The sequence below is a fragment of the Pseudomonas sp. UBA5568 genome, from assembly GCF_002425525.1.
In the GTDB taxonomy this organism is placed as follows: Bacteria; Pseudomonadota; Gammaproteobacteria; order Pseudomonadales; family Pseudomonadaceae; genus Aquipseudomonas; species Aquipseudomonas fulva.
The window spans coordinates 1-25144 of record NZ_DIMK01000061.1; the positions used below are offsets into that span (position 1 = coordinate 1).

Consider the following 25144-nt stretch of genomic DNA (forward strand, 5'->3'; position numbering starts at 1 on the left):
AACGGCAACGGCAACGGCAAAGGCAACGGCAACGGCAACGGCAACGGCAATGATACGGCAAGGTTCGTGGGTGCGCAGATAGCGAGCTCGACCACTGAGCACTGGACCCTAACCATTTGCGCCCCAGGCAAATGTTTAGCCAATCCCGATGCAAAGGTTGCCATTCACTACTTTAATTCTCCACAACCGACATGTGAGTATCGAATGCATGATTCCCGCCCTGCCCAGCCCACCATCGTCCAAACGCCCTTCGCCGTCGAAGCCCCAGACGCTGTGCGGCGAGAATCCGCTGGTGCATGTCATCCTCGCCTTCTGGGCATTGTGGCACTGCCGTCACGCCCGCCCGCCCGACACCTCGCTCATGCCTGCATGACCTCACCCGGCCTGCGTAGGGCCGTTTGACCCAGCCAGGCCGCCTGCACAGGCAGAGGCCTGAGCGTTCGCGAGCGAATGATTATGCACTTTGCACCTGTGGATCAGGCCAGCCAGTTCCTGGCCGCCAACCCCGATATCGATCTGTTCGAACTGTTCATCCTCGACGCCAACGGCGTGCCACGCGGCAAGCTGCTGCACCGTGATGAACTGCTGGCCGTATACCAGACCGGTCGGCCATTACCCAGCACCATTCTCGGCCTTACCGTAAACGGCGACGACGTGGAAGATTCGGGCCTGGTCTGGGATGTCGGCGACATCGATTGCCGCGCCTACCCACTCGATGGCAGCCTGGTTCGCCTGCCCTGGCGCCGGGTGCCGACCGCAGCGCTGCAAGTGAGCATGCACCCGCGCCAAGGCCTGCCTGCCAGCGTGGCCGACCCTCGTCATGTACTGTTGCGCACCGTCGACGCCCTGAAGGCCGATGGTTATCACCCCGTGATGGCCTGCGAACTGGAGTTCTACCTGCTCGACCAGCAGCGCGATGCCCACGGCCATCCACAGCCGGCGCTCGACCGGGACGGCGGACGCCCTCGCAGCACTCAGGTGTATGGGCTGCGGGAGCTGGAGCAGATCGAGCCGTTCCTGGCAGACCTGTACGCAGCCTGCAAGGCGCAAGGCATACCCGCGCGCACGGCCATTTCGGAATACGCCCCAGGCCAGGTGGAAATCACCCTCGAACACGGTGATGCGCTGCAGGCGATGGATCAGGCGGTACGCTACAAGCGCTTGGTCAAAGGCGTCGCCCACGCCCACGGCATGCAGGCCTGCTTCATGGCCAAGCCGTTCGGCCACCTGGCCGGCACTGGCATGCACATGCACCTGAGCCTGGCCGACAGCGCCGGCCGTAACCTGTTCGCCAGCAAAGACCCGGCCGGCACACCGCTGCTGCGCCAGGCAGTGGCCGGCATGTTGCAGCACCTGCACGAGTCGCTGCTGCTGTTTTGCCCCAACGCCAACTCCTTCCGCCGCTTCCAGGCCAACAGCTACGCGCCCCTGTCGCCCACCTGGGGCGTGGACAACCGCACAGTCAGCCTGCGGGTGCCGGGCGGACCGGCCAACAGCCGGCATGTAGAGCACCGTATCTGCGGGGCCGACGCCAACCCGTATCTGGCTGCCGCCGCCATTTTGGCCGCCAGTCACACCGGCATACGTGATCAGCTCGACCCAGGCGCGCCGATTCAGGGCAACGGTTATGCCCAGGCGACCGAACACCTGCCAACTGACTGGCTCACCGCGCTGCAGGCCCTGGAGCAGTCCACTTGGGCCCGCGATGCATTGGGCGATGCGTTTCTTGGCGTGTACCTGAAGGTCAAGCGCGCCGAGTACCGTCAATTCATGGCCGAAGTCAGCGAACAGGACTGGCGCTGGTACCTGCACCAGGCCTGAGCCCCATACAGAACAAGGATTACCCATGAACGCAGCAGTCAACAAAGACCCGGCGCAACGTGCACCGTCCTACTACACCGCCACCCTCAACGACCCCACCACCTACCCCCAGCTCAAGGGCACCGTACAGGTGGACGTGGCAATCATCGGCGCGGGCTTCACCGGCTTGGCAACGGCTGTGGAGCTGGCCGAACGCGGCCTGAAGGTCGCGGTGGTCGAGGCCAACCGGGTGGGCTGGGGCGCCAGCGGGCGCAATGGCGGGCAAGTGACCGGCAGCCTGTCGGGGGACGAGGCCATGCGTGCACAGATGCGCAAGCGGCTGGGCAGCGACGTGGACGATTTCATCTGGCACCTGCGCTGGCGGGGCCACCAGATCATCGAGCAACGGGTGGCCCGCTATGGCATCGACTGCGACCTCAAGCACGGTCACCTGCACGCGGCCATGAAGCCCTCGCACCTGGACGAGCTACGGGCTTTCGAGGCCCAGGCACAGCGCTATGGCATGGGGGATCAGGTCGAACTGCTCGACCGCCAGGCGATGGCCGAGCACCTGCAAAGCCCCCTGTATCTGGGCGCTCTCAAGAACCGTCGCAACCTGCACCTGCACCCGCTGAACCTATGCCTGGGCGAAGCCCGCGCCGCCCACGGCCTGGGCGCGCTGATCTTCGAGCAGACCGAAGTGCTGGAAATCATCCACGGCGCCCGCCCTGCCGTGGTGACGACCCATGGGCGTGTAGACGCGCGCCAAGTCATGCTGGCGGGCGATGTCTACCACAAGCTGGAAAAGCGCCAGCTCAAGGGCAAGATATTCCCGGCCATGGGCGGCATCGTCACCACGGCGCCACTGGGCGAGCTGGCAGCGCAGATCAACCCGCATGACCTGGCCGTCTACGATTGCCGGTTCGTGCTGGACTACTACCGCCTGACGGCCGACAAGCGCCTGCTGTTCGGCGGCGGCGCCAACTACTCAGGGCGCGACTCGCGGGATATCGAGGCTGAACTGCGCCCCTGCATCGAGCGCACCTTCCCAGCCTTGAAGGGCGTGCCCATCGCGTTCCAGTGGAGCTGCGCCATGGGCATCGTGGTCAACCGGATTCCCCAAGTGGGCAAGCTTTCGGACCATGTCTGGTACTGCCAAGGGTATTCCGGGCACGGCATCGCCACCAGTCACATCATGGGCGAAATCATGGCGCAAGCCCTGACGGGCACGCTGGAGAAATTCGACACCTTCGCCCAGTGCAAGCATGTGCGTGTGCCGATGGGGGACGTGTTGGGCAACCCGCTCTTGGCGGCGGGCATGTGGTACTACCAGATGCTGGAAAAACTGCGCTGAAGCCCAGGCCCGTCAATCGCCCTGCGCGGCCTCATCAAAAGGGCTGCAAGGCGATTGCGGGCGGTGCACGCCAGGTCAGGCGCTTTTCTTGAGGTTGAGCTTCTTGAGCTCTTCGTCACGCAGTTCGCGGCGCAGGATCTTGCCGACATTGGTGGTCGGCAAGGTGTCGCGAAACTCGACCTGACGCGGCACCTTGTAACCGGTGAGGTTGGCACGCATGTGCTCCATCACCTGCTCCTTGGTCACGGTCATACCGGGTTTGACCACGACGAAGACCTTGATGAGCTCGCCGGATTTCTCATCCGGAATGCCGATGGCCGCACACTGCGACACGCCGGGCACCGCCGCCAGCACGTCTTCGAGTTCATTGGGGTAGACGTTGAAGCCGGACACCAGAATCATGTCCTTCTTGCGGTCGACGATACGCATGTAGCCGTCGGGCTGGATCAGGGCGATGTCGCCGGTCTTGAGCCAGCCGTCGCTGTCGAGAATCTCGGCGGTGGCCTCCTCGCGCTGCCAGTAGCCTTTCATCACCTGAGGGCCCTTGACGCAGAGTTCGCCCACTTCGCCCAAGGGCAGCTCGTTGCCGGCGTCGTCGACGATCTTGCACAGCGTGGACGGCACCGGAATGCCAATGGTGCCCACCTGGTTGGCCTGCGCCGGGTTCACGGCGGCCACCGGGCTGGTTTCGGTCATGCCGTATCCTTCGCAGATGGCGCAACCGGTCACCGTACGCCAACGCTCGGCAACGCTCAGTTGCAGCGCCATGCCGCCGGACAGGGTGATCTTCAAGGCCGAGAAGTCCAGGGCGCGGAACGCATCGCTGTTGCACAGCGCCACGAACAGCGTATTGAGACCCACGAAGCCCGTGAACTTCCACTTGCCCAGCTCCTTGACCATGGCGGACAGGTCGCGGGGGTTGCTGATCAGCACGTTGTGGTTGCCGATCAGCATCATGGCCATGCAATGGAAGGTGAAGGCGTAGATGTGGTATAGCGGCAGCGGGGTGATGAGGATCTCGCACCCTTCCTGCAGGTTCGAGCCCATCAGCGCCCGGCACTGCAGCATGTTGGCCACCAGGTTGCGGTGAGTCAGCATGGCGCCTTTGGCCACACCGGTGGTACCGCCGGTGTATTGCAACACGGCCACGTCATCGGCCTGCGGGTTGGCCTCGGTCACCGGCTGGCCCTTGCCCAGGGCCAGGGCATCGTTGAAGCGCACGGCGCTGGGCAGGTGATAGGCCGGCACCATCTTCTTGACGTACTTGATCACGCTGTTGATCAGCAGCCGCTTGAGCGGGGGCAGCAGGTCTGCCACCTCGGTGACGATGATGTGCTTGACCTGGGTCTTGGGCACCACCTTCTCGGCCAGGTGCGCCATGTTCGCCAGACACACCAACGCCTTGGCGCCGGAGTCCTTGAACTGGTGCTCCATTTCCCGGGCGGTGTACAGCGGGTTGGTGTTCACGACGATCAAGCCGGCGCGCATGGCACCGAACACCGCCACTGGGTACTGCAGCACATTAGGCAACTGCACCGCGATACGGTCACCGGGCTTTAGGTCGGTATGCTGCTGCAACCAGGCGGCAAAGGCACCGGACAGGGTATACAACTCACCGTAAGTGAGGGTCTTGCCCAGGTTGCTGAAGGCCGGTTTGTCGGCGAAGCGCTGGCAGGATTGCTTGAGTACCGCCTGGATGTTGGGGAATTCGTCGGGATCGATCTGCGCCGCGATACCGGCCGGATACTTGTCCTTCCAAAAATGGTCGATCATGCAAGCCCACTCCTTCAGCAACAGCGAAGTTCGTTTCACGCGTCGAGGCGTTTATTATTGATATGAGATGACGGCCTGATGCAAACCAGATCATCTGAAAGCGGGCCGAGAGTAGCAGCTTTGCCGAGGGTCTACTAGAGCCCAAAGCGGGCTTGACAGTCACAAAAGTGACTCAAAGAATGCTTTGGGTCACGTTTAGAGTATTTGACTTAATTAGCCTGGGCGTCCAGCAGGATGTGCCGTGCCAGAGGCCCTGGCGCACGGCACCACGTTCTCACCGCAGGCTACCGATCTAGCTGGCGTCGCGCAGTTCGCGCCGCAGGATCTTGCCCACGGGCGTCATCGGCAGCGCCTCGCGCAGCACGATGTGCTTGGGCACCTTGTAGCCGGTGAGGTTGGCCTTGCAGTAGGCCTTGAGCTCCTCGACATCCACACCACCCTCGCGCGGCACCACGAACAGCTTCACCGCTTCGCCGGAACGTTCGTCCGGCACGCCGATGGCGGCACAGTTGGCCACCTTGGGATGGCCCATCACCACCTCTTCGACTTCGTTGGGGTATACGTTGAAGCCAGACACGATGATCATGTCCTTCTTGCGGTCGACGATGCGGGTAAAGCCGTCCGGGTCGATCACGGCAATGTCACCGGTCTTGAACCAGCCTTCGGCGTCCAGTGCCTCGGCCGTGGCCTGGGGTTGCTGCCAGTAGCCCTTCATGACCTGCGGGCCTTTGATGCACAGCTCGCCGGGTTCCCCCAACGCCAGCTCGTTACCGTCGGCGTCGATCACCTTGAAGGCCGTGCCCACCACCGGGATGCCCACCGTACCCAGCCGCGCCAGCGTGCCATAGGGGTTGGTGCTGGCCACGGGGGACGTTTCGGTCAGGCCGTACCCTTCGACGATGCGGCAGCCTGTCAGCTGTTCCCAGCGCTCTGCCGTGGCCTTGACCAGGGCGGTGCCGCCGGAATTGGTGACCTTGAGTGCGGAGAAATCGAGCTGGCGGAAGCCGGGGTGGTCCATCAGCGCGACGAACAGGGTGTTGAGGCCCAGCAACGCAGAAAACCGCCACTTGCCCAGCTCCTTGATGAAGCCAGGTATGTCCCGCGGGTTGGTGATCAATACGTTGTGGTTGCCGGTGACCATCATGCACATACAGTTCGCAGTGAAAGCATAGATGTGGTAGAGCGGTAACGGCGCGATCATCACCTCTTCGCCGTCCTTGAGCAGCTTTTGCCCGTCCGGCCCATGTTGGGAGAAGCACGCCAGCACCTGCAGCATGTTCGCCACCAGGTTGCCGTGGGTGAGCATTGCGCCCTTGGCCAGCCCCGTCGTGCCGCCGGTGTACTGCAGCACGGCGATGTCACCCAGGCCCAAGGGCACAGGCTGGGGCACGCCACCGCGGCCCTGGCGCAGCACCTGCTTGAACGACACAGCCTGGGGCAGCGCATAGGCCGGCACCATCTTCTTGACCTTGTCGACCACGGTGTTGACCAGCCAGCCCTTGAGCGTGGGCAGCATGTCGCCCATCTCCGCTTCGATCAGGTACTCAATACCGGTATCGGGCAGGACCGTCTGCACACGCTTGCCGAACAGGTTCATGTACACCAGGGCCCGGGTACCACTGTCCTTGAACTGATGCCGCATTTCGCGCTCGGTGTACAGCGGATTGGTGTTGACCACGATCAGCCCTGCGCGCATGGCGCCGAACACCGCGATGGGGTACTGGAGCACGTTGGGCATCTGCACCGCGATGCGGTCGCCCGGCTTAAGGTCGGTATGTTGCTGCAGCCAGCTGGCGAAGGCAGCCGACAGGCGATCGAGGTCGGCGTAGGTCAAGGTCACGCCCAGGTTGCTGAAGGCCGGGCGATCGGCAAAGCGCTTGCAGGAGCGTTCGAACACCTCGACCACAGACGCGTAGGCTTGCATGTCCAAGGTGGACGGCACGCCCGCCGGGCGCTTGTCATTCCAGAAGTCGGCTTGCATTTATTGTTGTTCCTCTGCCGGGACCTGCACTGCGTCCTGATTAGTCCAAGTGCCTGCGCGCAGGCGATGCACAGGCGTTGATTCGACGTTAGCAGGTAAGCCAGGCACGGCCCAGCCGTCAGCGCCTGCCATTAACATTGTGAATCTTATTTGTGCCCTTCCTGCAATTTGCTCGACTGTGGGTACACTGACGTGGGCGCAAAATGTGATCCGGGCGACCCCGGCAAGCGTCTCACCCGTCTGGCCGACGCCCTGCGTGCGACCGGCATCCGACCTGTACTGCTTAAGGAAGCCCTGATGTCCCAGCTCAGCAACACGCCCTACGAAGCCCTTGAAGTCGGCCAGAAAGCCGAATACACGAAGTTGGTCGAGGAGCGCGACATCCAGCTGTTCGCCGCCATGTCCGGCGATCACAACCCGGTGCACCTGGATGCCGAGTTCGCGGCCAAGAGCATGTTCCGCGAGCGCATCGCCCATGGCATGTTCAGCGGCGCGTTGATCAGTGCGGCGGTGGCCTGCACGTTACCAGGTCCTGGTACCATCTACCTGGGCCAGCAGATGAGCTTCCAGAAGCCGGTCAAGATCGGCGACACCCTGACGGTGCGCCTGGAAATCCTGGAAAAACTGCCCAAGTTCAAAGTGCGTATCGCCACCAACGTGTACAACCAGCACAACGAACTGGTCGTCGAGGGTGAAGCCGAGATCCTGGCACCGCGCAAGCAGCAAACCGTCGAACTGGTTTCCCCGCCGAACTTCGTGGCCAGCTGAGCACCGTCGTGCAGTCATGGCCGCCAGTGCACTGCACCCGGCTTTCAGCCCCGGAACGGCGGCTGCTCGACCACTTCTATCGCCAACAGGGCTCGCGCATGCGCGCCCCTGCGCAGGGCACGTTTTGGGTGGCCAGGTCGCCGGGCATCATTGCTGGGTTGTCCCTCAGCGAGGTGGACGGTGGTCAGTGGCTGACGGGGCTGTTCGTGGCGCCTGATCGGCGCTCGGAAGGCGTGGGTGAGCAATTGGTCGCAGCGGCCCTGGAGAACGCCTGCGCCAGCACATGGTTGTTTTGCCATCCATCGCTCGCCCTCTATTACGGACGCCAGGGGTTCGCGCCGGCTGGAGCGCTACCCCGGTCGCTGCATGACAAGTTCCAGCGCTATCAACGCAGCAAGGCCTTGATAGCGCTGGAGCGCACCGCCCAACCGGGGCAGGTCAGCGCGGGGTAGGTTCAACGCCCGCCGCTTCATCAGCACCGGGGCGTTCCTTGCCCAATACCTTGGGCTTCTCGTCGTCGCGGGTGCCATCGAAGTCTTTTTCGCCTGGGTCCTTGCCCTCGGCCGACATGTGCTCGATCACCGCGTTCATCTCTGCGCCCAGCAACAGCACGGCAGCCGAGATGTAGAAGTACAGCAGCAGTACGATGATCGCCCCGATGCTGCCGTACATGGCGTTGTAGTCTGCGAACGTCTTCACGTAGTAGGCAAAGCCCAGCGACGCGATGATCCACACCACGACCGCCAGCACCGAGCCCGGGGTGATGAAGCGAAATTTCTGCTCCACATCGGGCATGACGTAGTAGATCACCGCGACCGCGACCATCAGCAGAATCACGATCACCGGCCAGCGAAGAATGGTCCACAGGGTGACGATGAACTCTTCCATGCCAATCTGCGCCGCGATCCACTCCATGACCTGCGGGCCCAGCACCATCAGCGCAGCGGCCGCCAGCAGCATGCCTGCCAACCCGATGGTGTACAGCACCGACAGCGGGATGCGTTTCCAGACCGGGCGCCCTTCTGGTACATCATAGGCCGCGTTCATGGCGCTCATCATCAGGCGCACGCCGGCCGAGGCCGTCCACAGGGCAATGACGATACCCACCGACAGCAAACCACCCTTGGACTGCTGCAATTGGTCGATGACCGGGTTGACCTGCTCAAGGGCCTGGGGCGGCAAGACCAGTTCTGACTGCAAGCGCAGCCAGGAAAAGAAGTCTGGCAGGTGCAGGAAACCGATCAGGGCAATGAGAAACAATAGGAAGGGGAACAACGAGAAAAGAGCCTGGTAGGCCAATGCCGAAGCATAAGTGGACATCTCGTCATCGAGGAATTCGTTGACGGTGCGCACCAGTACGCGGTGCAAGGGTAAGCCCTGCAAGGCGGAAAAAATCATAGCGTCTCCTTTCGCCGCTTGATCGATCTGACGTTCAGTCTAATAGACCCTGCGCTTGGGGTGCTGCTCCCGGTCGTCATGCAACGGCTTTGAATACTTCTGCCGGTCACCGTCCCCTGTTTCGAAGCGCAGAGGACGGCTCGGCAGGCGTGAATCATTACTTGGTCAGGTCTTCGGCCTTGTTTTTCACGTCGCCTTTGACCTGCTGGCCTTCGCCCTTGATTTCCTGGGCCTTGCCTTCGCCTTTGAGTTTATCGTTGTCCGTGAGGTTGCCAACACCTTGCTTGATGTTGCCCACCGCCTCATTGGCCATACCTTTAATTTTGTCTTTAGTACCGCTCATGGCAAAACTCCTGTGATGTAGCACGCGTATCGTGCCGACAGAAGGTTGACCCAGCCGCTTGCACAGGAGTTTCAAGAAATTTGCGTCAACAAGCCAAACGGTTGAAAGGCTTAGGCGTAAATGCGGGGATCAGGGCCTGAAACCTTGCCGGGCAAGGTGCCACCCCTCACAATGCGGCCTTTGAAGGCTTCGACCCGCAGGAACCTGCATGAAACTCGACAAACCCGCTGCCATCGCCCGACGCAACAGCGCACTGGCGCGCCCGGTGCTGACCAGTGCCAATACGCTGTTCGCCATTCTCGACCCCAAGCGCAACCTGTGGTGGTTCGAGGTCCCGGTGGCCTTGCTTCGCAAAGGCCAGCCCGACTGGGTCAACCTGCTGCTGCATACCCCGCTGACCGATGAACTTCAGCACCTGAAGGTGCCGATCAACTTCCTGCGGGCCCACCAAGAGCAGATGGAAGTGCGCAACCCTGGCAAGCGTCGCTCCACCATCAGCCTGGCCCTGAGCGCTGACCGCGACTCGTTGCTGCGCGACACGCGCCCCGGTGGCGATCAGCTGGACTTCAACACCTTCGTGCAGGGCTGATCAGGCTTTCTCGATCCGGTCGTCATGGATGACGATGCGGCCCTGCTTGAACAGCCCGCCAATGGCCTTCTTGAAATTGCCCTTGCTGACATTGAACAGCTTGCTGATCAAGGCAGGGTCGCTCTTGTCCGAAACAGGCAACACCCCACCCTCGGCGTCAAGGCGCGCCATGATCTGCTCCTGCAAGCTGTCGGACAGCGCAGCGCCCACCGGCTGCAAGCTGAGCGAAACCTTGCCGTCGGCCCGCACTTCCTTGATGTAACCCTGCTCGTGCATGCCTGAGCGCAGGAACTTGAACACCTCGTTCTTGTGAATCAAGCCCCAGTGACGGTTGTTGATGATGGCCTTGAACCCCATCGGCGTTTCGCCGGCCACCAGCAGCTCAACCGGCTGGCCAGGTTTGTAGTCTGCAGGCGTGGTGTCGAGGTAACGGTCCAGGCGCGAGGTGGCGGTGATGCGGCGGGTGCGCTTGTCCAGGTACACGTGCACCACGCAGTAGTCACCGATCTTCAGCGGCCGTGCTTCTTCGGAATAGGGCATCAGCAGGTCCTTGGACAGGCCCCAATCCAGGAAGATACCCGCACCGTTGATGTCCTTGACCTTGAGGCTGGCGAACTCGCCCACCTGCACCTTGGGCTTCTCGGTGGTGGCGATCAGCTGGTCTTCGCTATCGAGGTAGATGAACACGTTCAGCCAGTCATCGACTTCGGTCTCGGCACCCTTGGGAATGTAACGGGACGGCAGCAGGATTTCCCCGTCGGCACCGCCGTCCAGGTACAGGCCAAAGTCCACGTGCTTAACAATTTGCAAACTGTTGTAACGCCCAAGCAGAGCCATTTTCGAACATCCTCAAGTCAAGGCGGCTATTTTCCGGATAGACCCGCCCTGGTGTCAAAGCCTGCGGTCGGTTCATCGCCGCTCACGCTTCCACGTGCCATCCGGTGGAACCGCAGGTCTCGTGCTGCGTCTACCCCTTGGCTGCCACTGCAAGGACCCGCACATGCCTGCACGCCTGCTCAAAGTCCTGTCGATCTGCCTGGGTTTCGCCCTGATGCTGGGCGCCTGCAGCCGCATCGACCTGGCCTATCGCAACCTCGATCGCCTGGTGCCCTGGTCGCTGGGCGACTACCTGGACATGAACCGCGAGCAGAAAACCCTGCTCGATGATCGCCTCAGGCAGCACCTGGCGTGGCACTGCCAGACGCAACTGCCCGGCTACCTCGACTGGCTGGACCGCCTGCGCACCATGGTGGCCGATAACCAAGTCACCGACCAGGCGCTGCAGCAGCGCACCGAGGAGGCCCGCGAGGCGATTGGCCGGGTCGCGGCCGAAATCACGCCGTCGGCCACCGAGTTGCTGCAAGGCATGAGCGATGCGCAGGTGGCGGAGATGCGCGATGCGTTTCGTGACGATATTGCCGAGCGGCGCAAGGAATATGTCGATACGCCCCTGCCCCGCCAGATCAGCGAGCGCGCCGAGCGCATGGAAAAACGCCTCAAGCCTTGGTTCGGCGAGCTGACCGAGACACAGCGGCAACGGGTTGGCGCCTGGTCCCGCGCGTTGGGTGACCAGAACAGCGAGTGGATACGCAACCGGGCCCATTGGCAGCAGCAACTGCTGTTGGCGGTGGAACAACGGCACGAGTCAGGCTTCCCGGCACGGGTCGCGACCTTGCTGCAGAACAAGGAAAGCCTATGGACGGCCGACTATCGCCGGGCCTTCCAGAACACCGAGCAGCAAGCACGCAGCCTGGTGGTGGACCTGATGCAGCAGAGCACTCCCGCCCAGCGCCAGGTGCTGCTGGATCGGCTGACCAAGGTGCGCAGCGACTTCAGCGCCTTGAAGTGCCTGCGCGGGGCTTGAACAGGCTATGGCAGGACACTGGCTGAACTTCGCTGGGCAAGAAAGCGCAAGAATCCGCCGGCCTGCTGACGTACACTCGCGCCCCTGCCAAGCCCCCGGAGACCGTCGTGAGCCCCACCGCCCTAGCCCGCCTGCTGACCCTTGCTGCCGTATGGGGCGCGAGCTTTCTGTTCATGCGCATCATCGCCCCTGTACTGGGCACCGTGCCAACGGCCTTCTTCCGTGTCTCCATCGCCTGCCTGGGCTTGATCGCGCTGCTGGGCGCAGCGCGCGTACGCTGGGATTTCCAGGGTAAGTTAGGCGCCTGCCTGGTGCTGGGCATGATCAACTCGGGCATTCCGGCCACCTTCTACTCGGTGGCAGCCCAGGTGCTGCCGGCCGGTTATTCGGCCATCTTCAATGCCACGACCCCTTTGATGGGCGTGCTGATCGGCGTGTTGTTCTTCAAGGAACCCATGACGTTGGCTAAGTTGAGCGGCATTTTCCTGGGCCTGTTCGGCGTGGGTATCCTGAGCGGCGCGGGGCCTGTTGCCCTGGATGCAGCCCTCTTGCAAGGCGCCCTGGCGTGCCTGGCGGCCACGACCTGCTATGGGTTTGCCGGCTACCTGGCCCGCCGCTGGGTCAGCGGCCTGGACAGCCGCCTGTCGGCCCTGGGCAGCATGCTGGGTGCGACCCTGCTGCTTACCCCGTTGTTCGCCTGGAGCGTGCTTACCCAGCCACCGGCCAGCTGGGGCGGCTGGCCGGTGTGGGGCTCGCTGGTGGGGCTTGGCCTGTTGTGCACGGCGTTCGCCTACATCCTGTACTTCCGCCTGCTGGCCGAAATCGGCCCGGTCAAAGCCAGTACCGTGACCTTCATGATCCCCGTGTTCGGCGTGCTGTGGGGAGCCTGGCTGCTGAATGAGCCGTTGTCGATGGCCCACCTGTACGGCGGCCTGCTGATCGGCGTGGCTTTGTGGCTGGTCCTGCGCCCGGCACGGCGCCGGGGCGCTGCATGAACAGCGTCTACAAAAAAGTGCTGTTCCCGCTGCAGCAGGACGCCAATGGCTATCCGCCGGCATCGGTGGAAGGGCTATGGGCCAAGGCCGTCGAAGACGGTTACGTGATCGACAACATCCCGTTCCATGTCTACGGCATCGCCCCAGGTGACGTGATCTGCACCCATGAAGAGGCTGGCCAGCACTGGTTCGCCCGTTTGCTGCGCAGCAGTGGCAGCTCGGTGTTCCGGGTTCGGGTCAAGCCGCCCGAGACACTGGAGCAGGTCAGCGAAGCCTTGGTGGAATTCGGGTGCACCTGTGAAAGCGAACCTGCGGTGAAGATGCTGGCGATCGCCATCCCACCGGCACGAACGCTCGACACCCTGCTGTATTACCTGATCACCCAGCGTGAAGCGGGTTTTCTGGACTTCGAGGAAGGCGTGCTGCGCCACTGCGTTGCCCACGAGTTTCGCCAGGGATAAGGGCGACTGCCTTGCAGGCGCCCCTCCCGGTCGAGGGCGTCGTCAGAACAACCAGCGGTACAGCAGATAGGCTACGACGACGGCCAGAATCGGTCGCAACACGCGGTATGCCTTGGGGTTGGCACGCTTGAACTGCTTGACGCGCGTGCTCAGCTTGTTGCTGAACCGCTTGCTCCAGGCATAAGCCTGGTTGATCCCGCCCACGCGTTCATCGTCGGTATTCTGTGGCGCGGTGGCGCGGCCCAGAAATGCGCTGACCTTGCGGTTGAGGCGGGTCATGATTGGGCTGTTCAAAGGACGCTCCACGTCGCAGAACAGGATCACACGGGTGACCTCGGTCTCATTCTTGACCCAGTGCACGTAGGTTTCGTCGAACATCACGTCCTGGCCATCGCGCCAGGCATAGGGCTGGCCGTCCACATAAATGCGGCAGGCATCGGAGTTGGGGGTCGAGAGGCCCAGGTGATAACGCAGGGAACCTGCAAACGGATCACGGTGCGGGTTCAGGTGGCTGCCGCCGGGCAACAGGGCGAACATCGCGCCCTTGACGTTGGGGATGCTGCTGACCAGCTCGACGGTTCGCGGGCACAGCGCTTCGGCAGACGGCAGGGGTTTGTCGTACCACTTCAGGTAGAAGCGCTTCCAGCCTTTCTTGAAGAACGAACCGAAACCGGCATCGTTGTCCTTTTCGGCTGCCCGGATATAACCCTCGTCGAACAGGCGCATGGCCTCCTCGCGAATTTCCTGCCAGTTGTCCTTGAGCACGTCCAGCTCCGGGAAGCGTTGGCGGTCCAGGTACGGCTTGGACGGCACGCCCGAGAACAGGTACATCAACGCATTGTAGGGGGCGAACAGCGCCGAATGGTTGACGAACTGGCGCAACACGGGCAGGCGGGCCTTGCCGCGCAGGTGGACGAACAGCACGCTGCCGAAGAACACCAGCAGCACACCTGCCTTGGCGAGGAAGGAAACGGTCATGCAACACTCCTAGGGCGGGACACAGGCCAGCGCTGCCTGATCCGGGGAAAATCATCCGGGCATCATAAACCTATCGCGCCCAGGCACAAACCACCTGGGCGCAACGAGACGGATGAAGATTGTGCAATGAACCCCGCCGCCAGGTATTGCTTCGGGTCACCGCCAAGGCAGGTTATTGCTGGGTTTCCTGCTCGCTGAACAGGTCGCTGAACAGCATGCTGGACAGGTACCGCTCGCCTGAGTCGGGCAGAATCACCACGAGGGTCTTGCCCTGCATTTCCGGCTTTTCTGCAAGGCGCACGGCAGCGGCCATGGCGGCACCGCAGGAAATACCACACAGGATGCCTTCTTCCTGCATCAGGCGGATCGCCATGGACTTGGCTTCGTCATCGCCCACCGTCATGACCTGATCGACGATCGACAGGTCGAGGTTCTTCGGCACGAAGCCCGCGCCGATGCCTTGGATCTTGTGCGGCGTGGGCGTGAGCGCCTCGCCTGCCAGGGTCTGGGTGATCAGCGGCGAGGCGATGGGCTCGACCGCCACCGAGGTGATCGCCTTGCCCTGGGTGTGCTTGATGTAGCGCGAGATACCGGTGATGGTGCCGCCGGTGCCGACACCAGCAACGATCACATCCACGGCGCCATCGGTATCGTTCCAGATCTCCGGGCCCGTGGTCTTTTCATGGATGGCCGGGTTGGCAGGGTTTTCGAACTGCCCGGGCATGAAGTACTGCTCGGGGTTGGAGGCGACGATTTCGTTGGCTTTCTCGATGGCGCCCTTCATGCCCTTGGCAGGTTCGGTGAGCACCAGTTCGGCGCCAAGGGCCTTGAGCACCTTGCGCCGCTCCAGGCTCATGGAGGCCGGCATGGTCAGCATGAGCTTGTAACCCCGGGCGGCAGCGACGAAGGCAAGGCCGATGCCGGTGTTGCCCGAGGTGGGTTCGACGATGGTCATGCCGGGCTTGAGCTTGCCGCTGCTCTCGGCGTCCCAGACCATGTTCGCGCCGATGCGGCATTTGACCGAATACCCTGGGTTGCGCCCTTCGATCTTGGCCAGGATGGTCACGCCGCGCGGCGCGAGGCGGTTGATCTGCACCAGGGGCGTGTTGCCGATGGAGTGGGCATTGTCTGCGTATATACGGCTCATGGCAGGGTCCTTGGCATGATGAAGAACTCGGAAAGGGCCAAGGGTAAGCCCCGGCCCCAAGGCCCGTAAAGCCTGTTCGAACTCCGGCGCAGCCTCTGCGGTCAACCACACACCTTGCCTTGGAGAACTGCCATGAGAGCCCGCTATCGCTGGCCGCTGATCGCCCTGGGCAGCCTCATCGTGCTGCTGGTGGCCTTGCAGCTTGCCCTGCCCTACCTGGTGCGCGACTACCTCAATGAAAAGCTGGCCGACATGGGCGACTACCGTGGGCAGGTCAGCGATGTGGACCTGGCCTGGTGGCGCGGCGCCTATACCGTCAACGGGCTGAAGATCGTCAAGACCACAGGCAAGGTGCCGGTGCCCTTCCTCGACGCCCCGGTGATCGACATCTCGGTCAGCTGGCATTCGCTGTGGTACGACCGCGCCGTGGTGGCCGAAGTGGCGTTCCTGCGCCCGGAGCTGAACTTCGTCGATGGCGGCGACAAGCAGAACTCCCAGACCGGCCAGGGCACTGACTGGCGTCAGCAACTGGACAAGCTGCTGCCCATCACGCTCAACGAAGTGGTAATCGACGACGGGGTGCTGACCTTCCGCAACTTCAACTCCAAGCCCCCGGTCACGCTCAAGGCGACGCAGTTGCAGGCCAGCGTTCGCAACCTCACAAACATCCGTGACGAAGCCGGCCGGCGCGACGCCAGCTTCGAAGCCCGTGCCCTGGTCGCAGGCGATGCCAAGGTCGAGAGCCGTGCCACCTTCGATCCGTTCAGCGACTTCGACGACTTCGAGTTCCGCCTGCGTGCCACCGGTATCGAGCTGCGCCGACTCAACGACTTTGCTAGCGCCTATGGCAAGTTCGACTTCAAGGCGGGTCATGGCGATGTGGTCATTGAGGCCGAGGCGACCAACGGCCGTCTGAACGGCTACATCAAGCCCCTGCTGCGCGACGTCGAGGTATTCGACTGGCAACAGGACGTGGAGGACAAGGACAAGGGCCTGTTCCGCTCGGTGTGGGAGGCGCTGGTGGGTGCCACCGAAACCGTGCTCAAGAACCAGCCGAAAAACCAGTTCGCCACGCGCGTTGAGCTCAGTGGCAGCGTGCGCAGGCAGAACATCAGTGCGTTCGAGGCTTTCCTGCAGATCCTGCGCAATGGTTTCGTGCAGGCGTTCAGTGCGCGCTACGAGCGCAGCGCGCCGGATTCCGACTAAGGCGCGGTGACGAGGCATTCGGGGACTGAATACTCGGTCTGCGTTTTCAGTCGTCGTACCCCCGCGTTATAGTCGGGCCACCATCACACACCCTGTGTTGGCCACTTAAGCACCAGCCTGTCGCCCACCCCACCAAGGTCTGGCCTAGCAGGCCGGCTGCGCGTGGCCCGCAAGCCCAAGCAGAGGAAAGACCCAATGAAGTTCGAAGGCACGGGTGACTATGTCGCCACGGACGACCTGAAACTGGCCGTCAATGCGGCCATCACCCTTGAGCGCCCGCTGTTGGTCAAAGGTGAGCCCGGTACTGGCAAAACCATGCTGGCCGAGCAGCTGGCAGCTTCGTTCGGGGCGCGCCTGATTACCTGGCACATCAAGTCCACCACCAAGGCTCACCAGGGCTTGTACGAATACGATGCCGTGAGCCGCCTGCGCGACTCCCAGCTGGGTGTGGACAAGGTGCACGACGTACGCAACTACCTCAAGAAAGGCAAGCTGTGGGAAGCCTTCGAGGCCCAGGAACGGGTGATCCTGCTGATCGACGAGATCGACAAGGCCGATATCGAATTCCCCAACGACCTGTTGCAGGAACTCGACAAGATGGAGTTCTACGTCTACGAAATCGACGAGACCATCAAGGCCAGGCAGCGCCCGATCATCATCATCACGTCCAACAACGAAAAGGAGCTGCCGGACGCTTTCCTGCGCCGCTGCTTCTTCCACTACATCGCCTTCCCCGACCGGGCTACGCTGCAGCGCATCGTGGACGTGCACTACCCCAACATCAGCCAGTCGCTGGTCAGCGAGGCGCTGGATGTGTTCTTCGACGTGCGCAAGGTACCGGGCCTGAAGAAAAAGCCTTCGACGTCCGAACTGGTCGACTGGTTGAAGCTGTTGATGGCCGACAACATTGGCGAAGCGGTACTGCGCGAGCGCGACCCGACCAAGGCCATCCCTCCGCTGGCCGGGGCGCTGGTGAAAAATGAGCAGGATGTGCAACTGCTCGAGCGCCTGGCCTTCATGAGCCGGCGCGGCAACCGCTGAGGGAGCCTGGGCCATGTTGCTCAACCTGTTCAACGAAATGCGCGCGGCGAAGGTGCCGGTGTCGGTGCGCGAACTGCTCGACTTGCACCATGCCTTGCAACGGCATGTGGTGTTCGCCGACATGGACGAATTCTATTACCTGGCCCGCGCCATCCTGGTGAAGGACGAACGCCATTTCGACAAGTTCGACCGAGCCTTCGCCGCTTACTTCAAGGGCCTGGAGAACCTGGATCGTCACATCGAGGCGTTGATCCCCGAGGACTGGCTGCGCAAGGAATTCGAGCGCTCTCTGACCGCCGAGGAGCGCGCGCAGATCCAGTCCCTGGGCGGGCTGGACAAGCTGATCGAGGCGTTCAAGCAGCGCCTGCAGGAGCAAAAGGAGCGCCACGCAGGCGGCAACAAGTGGATTGGCACCGGAGGCACCAGCCCGTTCGGCTCGGGTGGGTTCAACCCCGAAGGGATCCGCGTGGGCGACGCTGGCGAGCGCCAGGGCAAGGCGGTGAAGGTCTGGGACCAGCGCGAGTACAAGAACCTGGACGATCAGGTGGAGCTGGGTACACGCAACATCAAGCTGGCCCTGCGGCGCCTGCGCAAGTTCGCTCGCCAAGGCGCTGCCGAAGAGCTGGACATCGATGGCACCATCGACCATACCGCGCGCGATGCGGGGCTGCTGAACATCCAGATGCGCCCGGAGCGGCGCAACACGGTGAAATTGCTGCTGCTGTTCGACATCGGTGGCTCGATGGATGCCCATGTCAGGGTCTGCGAGGAGCTGTTCTCGGCATGCAGGACCGAATTCAAGCACCTGGAGTACTACTACTTTCACAACTGTGTGTATGAGACGGTGTGGAAGAACAACTTGCGCCGCACGTCGGAGCGTTATTCCACCTTCGACCTGCTGCACAAGTACGGCGACGACTACAAGGTGGTGTTCGTCGGGGACGCTGCCATGGCCCCTTACGAAATCACCCAGCCGGGCGGCAGCGTGGAGCACTGGAACGAGGAAGCCGGGTATGTCTGGATGCAGCGCATCATGGCCAAGTTCCGCAAGGTCATCTGGATCAACCCATACCCCCGCCAGGCCTGGGACTACACCGCCTCAACCCATCTGGTGCGTGAACTGATCGAGGACCGGATGTATCCGCTGACCTTGCAGGGGTTGGAGGATGGGATGCGGTATTTGTCGAAGTGAGGCAGCCAGGATAAGCGCCCTTCTATGCTCGCCAGCGTTCCAAGTACCCCTGCTGCTCCCGCCATGCCTGCTCCTGCACTACCGGTCGGAACCGCACCGTCGCGCCTGGCATGCACTGTGCCAGTTGTGCCAGTGCCAGCGGCGTCAGCGCCCCCAGGCGGGGATAACCGCCGATGGTCTGGCGGTCATTGAGCAACACGATCGGCTGCCCGTCGGGCGGGACCTGGACGGCGCCAAGGGGAATGCCCTCGGAGATCATGGCCGGGCCTTGGTAAACCAGAGGTGGGCCAAGCAGGCGTATACCCATGCGGTCGGCACGGGTATCCAGTGTCCAGTCGCGGTTGAAGGCATCGAACAGGCTGAGGCCGGCAAAGTCGCCGATCTGCGCGCCGATCACCAGGTCCAAGGTGGGCTTGGCAACATATTCAGGGCGCGCCCGATCAGGCACTTCGCCGATCGGTTTCGCTGCACCGGCAAAACTCAAGCATTGACCTTCACGCAACACACTCCCCTGGCCATCGACTCCGCCCAGCCCCTCACGCACGACCGTGGCACAACTGCCCATCACAGGCTCGGCATCGAAACCGCCCGGTGCAGCCAGGTAAGCGCGTACGCCCCGCCGGGGTTGCCGGAGAGTAAGGCGCTGCCCCTTGGTCAGGGTGAAGCTGCGCCAAGGGGCCAGGTATTGATCGTCGATGTGCGCGTCCAAGTCGGCCCCGGCCAGCGCCAGCACGCAATCATGCTGCGCCACCACGCTGAACCCACCCAAGGCAACCTCTACGACGGGAGCCTGCAGGGCATTGCCCAGCAACCAGTTGGCCCAGTGCATCGCGACCCAATCCAGAGCACCGCCCTGGGTGACCCCAAGGTGCCTCACGCCAAAGCGACCCGCATCCTGTAATGCACACAGCGGTGTGCTGGCCTCGACTCGCAAGTGCTTCATGCCTGTGCCTCTTCATCACCGCCCAACGCCAGAAATTCCTGCCGCGTCACCGCTACGAAACGGACGCGGTCACCCGGTTGCAGCAGGCTGTAGCCGTCGCGCTCACGGTCGAACAACCGTACCGGCGTCCGTCCGATCAGGTTCCAACCACCGGGTGAAACGGCCGGGTAGGCGGCGGTCTGGCGCTCGGCAATCCCGACACTGCCCGCTGCCACCTGCTTGCGCGGGGTGCTTAGCCTCGGGGTGGCCAGCCGTTCGTCCACCAGCCCCATGAACGCGAAACCTGGCGCGAACCCTAGGGCGAACACCGGGTAGTCACGTTCGCTGTGCAAGCGCACGACCTCAGCTTCGCTCAGGCCTGCCTGACGCGCTAGCACGGGCAACTCCGGACCGACGCTGGCGTGGTACCACACCGGTATCTCGTGCCGACAGCCGCTGCTGTCAGTGCCAGGCTGTAGCCCTTCAAGGGCTTGCCTGATCAGGCAGCGTGCATCGGCCGGCGCCAGGTCGAAATGCACCATCAGGGTGGTGTAGGACGGCACCAGGTCGCGCAAGTGCGCACCGAACGCTGCTTGCAAGCGCTGGCTGGCGGCAAGCACCCAGGGCATGTTGGCTTCCTCGATGCGCTCGAACAGGCGCACCATCAGACAATCGATACCGACCACTTCGATGCGCGGGGTCATGCTGATACGATCCCATCAAGCGCCTGGCGAATCTGCCGAACTGCCGCCACCGAGCTGTCGTTGTCCCCATGCACGCAGAGCGTATGGGCCTTGAGCAGCAACGCAGTGCCATCGCTGGCCAGCAATGCGTGACCGTGGGCCAGCTTCACGGCTTGCTCCACCACCTGGGCCGGGTCGTGGTGCACGGCGCCCGGCAGGCGTCGCGACACCAGGTGGCCGCTGGCGGTGTAGGCCCGATCGGCGAACGCCTCGAACCAGAGCGGTACGCCGATTTCAGCGCCCAGCGCCTGGGCGGCCGCATCGTCGGCCGTGGCCATGAGCATCAGCGGCAGGCCACTGTCATAGGCCGCCACGGCCTCCAGCACCGTGCGCAGGATCAGCGGGTCGGCCATCATGTCGTTGTACAACGCACCGTGGGGTTTCACGTAGGCGACGCGTGTGCCCAGCGCCTTGCAGATGCCATCGAGCGCGCCGATCTGGTAGTGCAGCAAGTCGCGGATTTCTTCGGCACTGCACGCCAGGCTGCGCCGGCCGAAGCCGACCAAATCCGGGTAGGCCGGGTGCGCGCCCACGGTGACGTCGTGAGCCAGGGCCAACGTCACGGTGCGGCGCATGATGCCGGGGTCGCCGGCATGATAGCCACAGGCGATATTGGCACAGTCGATGTAAGGCATGACCTCGGCATCCAGGCCCATGCGCCAGCTGCCGAAGCTTTCGCCCATGTCGCAATTGAGTAGCAGGCGTTGCACCACGGTGTACCCCTTGTCGTTATCCATGTGCCTACCTTAGCGCGCCTGCAATTGTTTGCCGCGTGTTTCTGGCAGGCTCAGCGCTGCTACGATCACCACGCCATAAGACACCGCCGAGAACAGGCCAATGCCCAGGCCCAGCGGCACCTGCTGCCCCAGCATGCCGATCAGCAGCGGGAACAGCGCCGCGACGATCTTGCCGACGTTGTAGCAAAAACCTTGCCCCGAGCCGCGAACGCGCGTGGGAAACAGCTCGGTCAGAAAGGCCCCCATGCCGCTGAAGATGCCCGAGGCGAAAAAACCCAGCGGGAAACCCAACCACAGCATCACCCCATCACTGACGGGCATTTGCGTGTACAGCAGCACGATGACGAACGAGCCTACGGCGAACAGGATGAAATTTTTCTTGCGCCCAAGCAGGTCGGACAGGTAGGCGCTGATCACATAGCCCACATAGGAGCCTACGATCACCATTGCCAGGTAGCCGCCGGTACCCAGCACGCTCAGCCCACGCTCGTTCTTCAGAAACGTGGGCAGCCAGGCGGTGATTGCGTAGTAGCCGCCCAGGGCGCCGGTGGTCAGCAGCGAGGCACGCACGGTGGTCCAGAGCATGCCGGGGGCAAAGATTTCATAGAAATGCGAGGGCGCCGCAGTGGCTTCGGTTGCCTTGGCCTGGCGGTAGACCTCCGGATCCTTGACCAGCCGCCGAACGAAGATCACGAACACGGCCGGCACCAGCCCGAGCAAGAACAGCGCCCGCCAGGCCTGCTCCGGCGGCAACCAGGTGAACAGCAGCGCGTACAGGATGGCCGTCAGCCCCCAGCCGATGGCCCAGCCCGACTGCACCATGCCCACCGCCTTGCCGCGGTCCTGGGCACGAATGACCTCGCCGATGAGCACCGCGCCTGCCGTCCACTCACCACCGAAGCCAAAACCCATCAGGGTCCTGGCGACCAGCAGTTGCTCGTAGTTCTGGGCAAAGCCGCAGAGGAAGGTGAAGAAGGCGAACCACAGCACTGTCAGTTGCAGGGTGCGGACCCGGCCGATGCGGTCTGAGAGAATGCCGGCCACCCAGCCACCGATGGCCGAAGCGACCAGGGTACTGGTGTGGATCAGCCCAGCCTCGGTGGTGGTGATGCCCCACAACATGATCAACGTGGGGATGACGAAGCTGAGCATCTGCGTGTCCATGCCGTCCAGGCCATAGCCGATCTTGCAACTCCAGAAGGTACGTCGCTGTTGTTGATCGATGTCGCGGTACCAGGCAAAAGGCCCGGAGGAGGATGGGGAACTGATCTGCTGCTGCGTGCCGGTGGGGTTCATGGATGCCTCGGCTTGTTGGTATTGTTTTATGGGGCGACAGCAAAGGTCGCGGCCTGGGCTTCATGTTCAGAGCACGCGGCGCTGGCGTCCAACGAGAAAAACCCCGGGTCTGGAACAAGAAAAACTGATCATGAACCTTCGCTTTCTCGAAACGTTCGTCTGGGTCGCTCGCCTCAAGAGCTTCCGCCTGACCGCGCAGAAGCTGTTCACTACCCAGGCGTCGGTGTCCAGCCGTATCGCGGCGCTCGAAGCCGACCTGGGCGTTAAGCTGCTGTTGCGCGACTCGCGCGGGGTCAGCCTGACCCCGGAAGGCAGCAAGGTGCTGGAACATGCCGAGCGCATGCTGGAAACCGCCAAGGCGCTCAAACAGTCGCTGGACAGCGACCGGGCCAAGGTCGGGCGTATTCGTCTCGGGGTAATGGACACGGTCATTCATACCTGGATGAGCGCGCTGGTGGCCGAATTGACCGAGCGTTATCGGCAGGTGGAGATCGAACTGGTCGCCGACACGGCGCTGAATTTGCGCGAGCAACTGCACAAAGGCTTTCTGGACGTGATCGTGCAAACAGACTTGCTGCGCGAGCCTTCGATCCGCAGCCTGGATCTGGCGCGCTATCCGATGGGCTGGGTGGTCGCTGCCGGGTCGCACCTGCACAGGGACTACGCGTCACTGGCCGAGCTGGGGCGCGAGCGCATCATTACTTTCTCGAAGAATTCCCGGCCCCACCAGGAAGTACTGGCGTTGCTGCAAGGGGCCGGGGTGCAAACGCCGCGGCTGAACTGCGTCAATTCGGTAGCGGCCATTACCCGCTTGTTGCGCGACGGTTTTGGCATCGGGGCCTTGCCACCTGCCCTAGTGGAGGCCGAACTGAACCAGGGTGACCTGGTGCTGCTGGCTGGGCTTCAGCCTCCGCCAAGCCTGGAGCTGGTAGTAGCCTGGCAGACCGGGGTGGCATTGGTGGATGAAGTGGTTGGTGTCTGTCGGCAGGTGCTGGAGCGCTATGCGCAGGACGTGGGCGGGCAACGGATCGTGCTGGTGCCGGGGGGGATGTAGTAAGGGTTTTGACTCGATTTGGGGTAACCGCGCAAATGGCTAGGCCAACGTGTCAGCCCCTAGCCTAACGCCAACTCTCCTTAACCGCACCACGTCGCCCACCCAGTATCAACCGACCTATCCCCAGCAACAGGCTTTCTACCACGAATGCCAGCACGAACCCGGCGCCGACGCCCCAGCCGATGGCCTGCGGAACCAGCAAGACCTGGTAGCTGTAGCCGTTGAGCGTTTCTTCTCGCAGCCGCGGGTCGGCTTGCGTCAGGACATGCCAGGTACGCTGCGCCCATGAACCTTGCAGCGCCTGCCACTCGTCTTCGAGCATCTGGTTGCGAATCATCAGGCTTTCGATGCTGTTGGCATCACTGAGAAAAACGGGGTCGTCACTGCTGCGGTAGTGTCGCAACAAGGCTTGCAGGTCGCCGTTGAAAAAACGCTCAGCCGTCTGGCGAAAACCGTCCAGCGCCTCGCGAGATTCGAATAGGTGGGCCTCCACGCGCTGGCTATAGTCCTTGACCAGCCCCGGGACCTGGATGCCGGCCAACAGCCCGAGGGTGAACAGCAGCAACCGCAGGTAACTTCTGAACATGCAGCATCCTTAGCTTTGTCCGTGCGCGGTGCACTCGCCGTGCCGCCACAGGGCCCACTGACCTGGCGCGTAGCGGTTCCAGGTTTCGTTCTCGGTCAAGGCCTCGGTGGCGATCACCGTGACCACGTCGTTGGGGGTGGTTTGGGTATGGAAATCGACGATCAGGTCTACATCCTTCAGCCGTGCCGCGCCAAACGGCGCGCGGCGGGTAATGTGGACCAGTTTCGTCGAACAGAAGCAGAACAGCCAGTCGCCATCGCTGAGCATGCAGTTGAACACGCCGCGGGCGCGATAACCGGCACAGGCTTCGACCAGCACCGGCAGTAGCTGTTCCACCGGCACCGGCTCCGGGAAAGCGCTGCGGATGCGATTGAGCAGGTCACAAAACGCCGCCTCGCTGTCGGTATCGCCAATGGGCTGGTAAAAGCTTGTGGAACCGGTGAAATCACCCAGTTGGCCGTTGTGGGCAAAGCACCAGTTGCGCCCCCACATCTCGCGCATGAAGGGGTGGGTGTTGGCCAGGCAGACCTTGCCGACATTGGCCTGGCGGATGTGCCCGATCACCACTTCGCTCTTGATCGGGTAGCGTCTTACCAGGTTGGCCACTTCGGACTCGCTGCTGGCGGCAGGGTCCTGGAACAGGCGCAGGCCGCGCCCTTCGTAAAAGCCGATGCCCCAGCCGTCACGGTGCGGGCCGGTGCGCCCGCCGCGTTGGATCAGGCCGGTGAAGCTGAAGACGATGTCGGTGGGGACGTTAGCACTCATGCCCAGCAGTTCGCACATGGCGGTGTCTCCGTTTACAGGCGGGGCTCGACCCGGCCAGCGCCGGCAGGCAGCGCAGGCGGGTCGTCACGGTAACGATCGCTGCGTTCCGCGGCCAAGGCCTCCCCAGGCGCAAGCGCCTGCGCTTCGGCGG

General features: G+C 62.9%; 25 protein-coding genes and 1 pseudogene. 12 read left to right on the plus strand and 14 right to left on the minus strand.

The window, feature by feature from the left end:
• Positions 1–456: 456 nt before the first annotated feature.
• Positions 457–1821, plus strand: coding sequence for a glutamine synthetase family protein (locus B2S33_RS20205; RefSeq protein WP_059183721.1), 1365 nt, complete (start codon positions 457–459; stop codon positions 1819–1821).
• 25 nt (positions 1822–1846) lie between these two features.
• Positions 1847–3154 carry an NAD(P)/FAD-dependent oxidoreductase gene (locus B2S33_RS20210; RefSeq protein ID WP_110607547.1) on the plus strand — a complete coding sequence of 436 codons (1308 nt, stop codon included), beginning with the start codon at positions 1847–1849 and terminating at the stop codon, positions 3152–3154.
• Between the two features lie 75 nt (positions 3155–3229).
• Here the strand turns inward: B2S33_RS20210 and fadD1 are convergent, their stop codons facing one another.
• Positions 3230–4927, minus strand: coding sequence for a long-chain-fatty-acid--CoA ligase FadD1 (gene fadD1, locus B2S33_RS20215; protein WP_027915842.1), 1698 nt, complete (start codon positions 4925–4927; stop codon positions 3230–3232).
• A gap of 292 nt (positions 4928–5219) precedes the next feature.
• A complete protein-coding gene (gene fadD2 / locus B2S33_RS20220) occupies positions 5220–6908 on the minus strand; it encodes a long-chain-fatty-acid--CoA ligase FadD2 (protein WP_288650976.1) in 1689 nt (562 codons plus the stop codon).
• Positions 6909–7205: 297 nt separating this feature from the next.
• On the opposite strand from fadD2, the gene B2S33_RS20225 reads away from it, so the two are divergent.
• The gene (locus tag B2S33_RS20225) at positions 7206–7676 is read left to right on the plus strand and encodes a MaoC family dehydratase (RefSeq protein ID WP_049695594.1); all 471 of its coding nucleotides are present in this window, start codon (positions 7206–7208) and stop codon (positions 7674–7676) included.
• Between the two features lie 62 nt (positions 7677–7738).
• Entirely contained in the window at positions 7739–8128 is a 390-nt protein-coding gene (locus B2S33_RS20230; protein WP_232097794.1) for a GNAT family N-acetyltransferase, read from the plus strand.
• Here the strand turns inward: B2S33_RS20230 and B2S33_RS20235 are convergent.
• On the minus strand, positions 8115–9074 hold the full coding sequence (locus B2S33_RS20235; RefSeq protein ID WP_027915838.1) for a YihY/virulence factor BrkB family protein: 960 nt from the start codon (positions 9072–9074) through the stop codon (positions 8115–8117). The genes B2S33_RS20230 and B2S33_RS20235 overlap by 14 nt on opposite strands.
• A gap of 157 nt (positions 9075–9231) precedes the next feature.
• Positions 9232–9417: a CsbD family protein gene (locus B2S33_RS20240; RefSeq protein ID WP_197874771.1), complete on the minus strand. Its 186-nt coding sequence runs from the start codon at positions 9415–9417 to the stop codon at positions 9232–9234.
• A gap of 208 nt (positions 9418–9625) precedes the next feature.
• Here B2S33_RS20240 and B2S33_RS20245 point away from each other — a divergent pair, with 208 nt between their 5' ends.
• A complete protein-coding gene (locus B2S33_RS20245; protein WP_023534906.1) occupies positions 9626–10006 on the plus strand; it encodes a hypothetical protein in 381 nt (126 codons plus the stop codon).
• Here B2S33_RS20245 and B2S33_RS20250 read toward each other — a convergent pair whose 3' ends face one another.
• A complete protein-coding gene (locus tag B2S33_RS20250) occupies positions 10007–10843 on the minus strand; it encodes a CvfB family protein (protein ID WP_028686824.1) in 837 nt (278 codons plus the stop codon).
• Between the two features lie 163 nt (positions 10844–11006).
• On the opposite strand from B2S33_RS20250, the gene B2S33_RS20255 reads away from it, so the two are divergent.
• The 3 genes from B2S33_RS20255 (at position 11007) to B2S33_RS20265 (ending at position 13326) form a co-directional block, all read left to right on the plus strand.
• On the plus strand, positions 11007–11870 hold the full coding sequence (locus B2S33_RS20255) for a DUF6279 family lipoprotein (protein WP_028686825.1): 864 nt from the start codon (positions 11007–11009) through the stop codon (positions 11868–11870).
• 107 nt (positions 11871–11977) lie between these two features.
• Entirely contained in the window at positions 11978–12865 is an 888-nt protein-coding gene (locus B2S33_RS20260; protein ID WP_027915834.1) for a DMT family transporter, read from the plus strand.
• The gene (locus B2S33_RS20265) at positions 12862–13326 is read left to right on the plus strand and encodes a DUF4265 domain-containing protein (RefSeq protein ID WP_027915833.1); all 465 of its coding nucleotides are present in this window, start codon (positions 12862–12864) and stop codon (positions 13324–13326) included. The genes B2S33_RS20260 and B2S33_RS20265 overlap by 4 nt, the downstream gene beginning before the upstream one ends.
• A 42-nt stretch (positions 13327–13368) precedes the next feature.
• On the opposite strand, the gene B2S33_RS20270 is transcribed toward B2S33_RS20265, so the two are convergent.
• Both B2S33_RS20270 and cysK read right to left on the minus strand, forming a co-directional pair.
• A complete protein-coding gene (locus B2S33_RS20270; protein WP_028686827.1) occupies positions 13369–14304 on the minus strand; it encodes an aspartyl/asparaginyl beta-hydroxylase domain-containing protein in 936 nt (311 codons plus the stop codon).
• A gap of 172 nt (positions 14305–14476) precedes the next feature.
• On the minus strand, positions 14477–15451 hold the full coding sequence (gene cysK, locus B2S33_RS20275; protein ID WP_145280985.1) for a cysteine synthase A: 975 nt from the start codon (positions 15449–15451) through the stop codon (positions 14477–14479).
• Between the two features lie 132 nt (positions 15452–15583).
• On the opposite strand from cysK, the gene B2S33_RS20280 reads away from it, so the two are divergent.
• The 3 genes from B2S33_RS20280 to B2S33_RS20290 all read left to right on the plus strand — a co-directional run bounded on the left by B2S33_RS20280 (position 15584) and on the right by B2S33_RS20290 (position 18890).
• A complete protein-coding gene (locus tag B2S33_RS20280) occupies positions 15584–16657 on the plus strand; it encodes a DUF748 domain-containing protein (protein WP_027915830.1) in 1074 nt (357 codons plus the stop codon).
• A gap of 195 nt (positions 16658–16852) precedes the next feature.
• Positions 16853–17698 carry an AAA family ATPase gene (locus B2S33_RS20285; RefSeq protein ID WP_023534935.1) on the plus strand — a complete coding sequence of 282 codons (846 nt, stop codon included), beginning with the start codon at positions 16853–16855 and terminating at the stop codon, positions 17696–17698.
• Positions 17699–17711: 13 nt separating this feature from the next.
• Entirely contained in the window at positions 17712–18890 is a 1179-nt protein-coding gene (locus tag B2S33_RS20290; protein WP_023534905.1) for a vWA domain-containing protein, read from the plus strand.
• A 22-nt stretch (positions 18891–18912) separates the two neighbouring features.
• Here the strand turns inward: B2S33_RS20290 and B2S33_RS20295 are convergent, their stop codons facing one another.
• From B2S33_RS20295 to B2S33_RS20310, 4 genes are read right to left on the minus strand one after another with little or no spacing between them, the layout of a single operon-like run.
• Positions 18913–19833 carry a biotin-dependent carboxyltransferase family protein gene (locus B2S33_RS20295; RefSeq protein ID WP_028686828.1) on the minus strand — a complete coding sequence of 307 codons (921 nt, stop codon included), beginning with the start codon at positions 19831–19833 and terminating at the stop codon, positions 18913–18915.
• The gene (pxpB, locus tag B2S33_RS20300) at positions 19830–20516 is read right to left on the minus strand and encodes a 5-oxoprolinase subunit PxpB (protein ID WP_088523807.1); all 687 of its coding nucleotides are present in this window, start codon (positions 20514–20516) and stop codon (positions 19830–19832) included. Before pxpB ends, B2S33_RS20295 begins: the two co-directional genes overlap by 4 nt.
• Entirely contained in the window at positions 20513–21292 is a 780-nt protein-coding gene (locus tag B2S33_RS20305) for a 5-oxoprolinase subunit PxpA (protein WP_059183716.1), read from the minus strand. Before B2S33_RS20305 ends, pxpB begins: the two co-directional genes overlap by 4 nt.
• A gap of 9 nt (positions 21293–21301) precedes the next feature.
• On the minus strand, positions 21302–22588 hold the full coding sequence (locus B2S33_RS20310) for an MFS transporter (RefSeq protein ID WP_027915826.1): 1287 nt from the start codon (positions 22586–22588) through the stop codon (positions 21302–21304).
• A 130-nt stretch (positions 22589–22718) separates the two neighbouring features.
• Here B2S33_RS20310 and B2S33_RS20315 point away from each other — a divergent pair, with 130 nt between their 5' ends.
• On the plus strand, positions 22719–23642 hold the full coding sequence (locus B2S33_RS20315; RefSeq protein WP_059183715.1) for a LysR family transcriptional regulator: 924 nt from the start codon (positions 22719–22721) through the stop codon (positions 23640–23642).
• Positions 23643–23706: 64 nt separating this feature from the next.
• Here the strand turns inward: B2S33_RS20315 and B2S33_RS20320 are convergent, their stop codons facing one another.
• The 3 genes and pseudogenes from B2S33_RS20320 to B2S33_RS20330 form a co-directional block, all read right to left on the minus strand.
• Complete coding sequence (locus B2S33_RS20320; protein WP_027915825.1) at positions 23707–24228, minus strand: DUF2937 family protein; 522 nt, start codon at positions 24226–24228, stop codon at positions 23707–23709.
• Between the two features lie 9 nt (positions 24229–24237).
• A complete protein-coding gene (locus B2S33_RS20325; RefSeq protein WP_197874766.1) occupies positions 24238–25011 on the minus strand; it encodes a class II glutamine amidotransferase in 774 nt (257 codons plus the stop codon).
• A 14-nt stretch (positions 25012–25025) separates the two neighbouring features.
• A pseudogene (locus tag B2S33_RS20330) lies at positions 25026–25144 on the minus strand (MFS transporter); the annotation flags it as partial.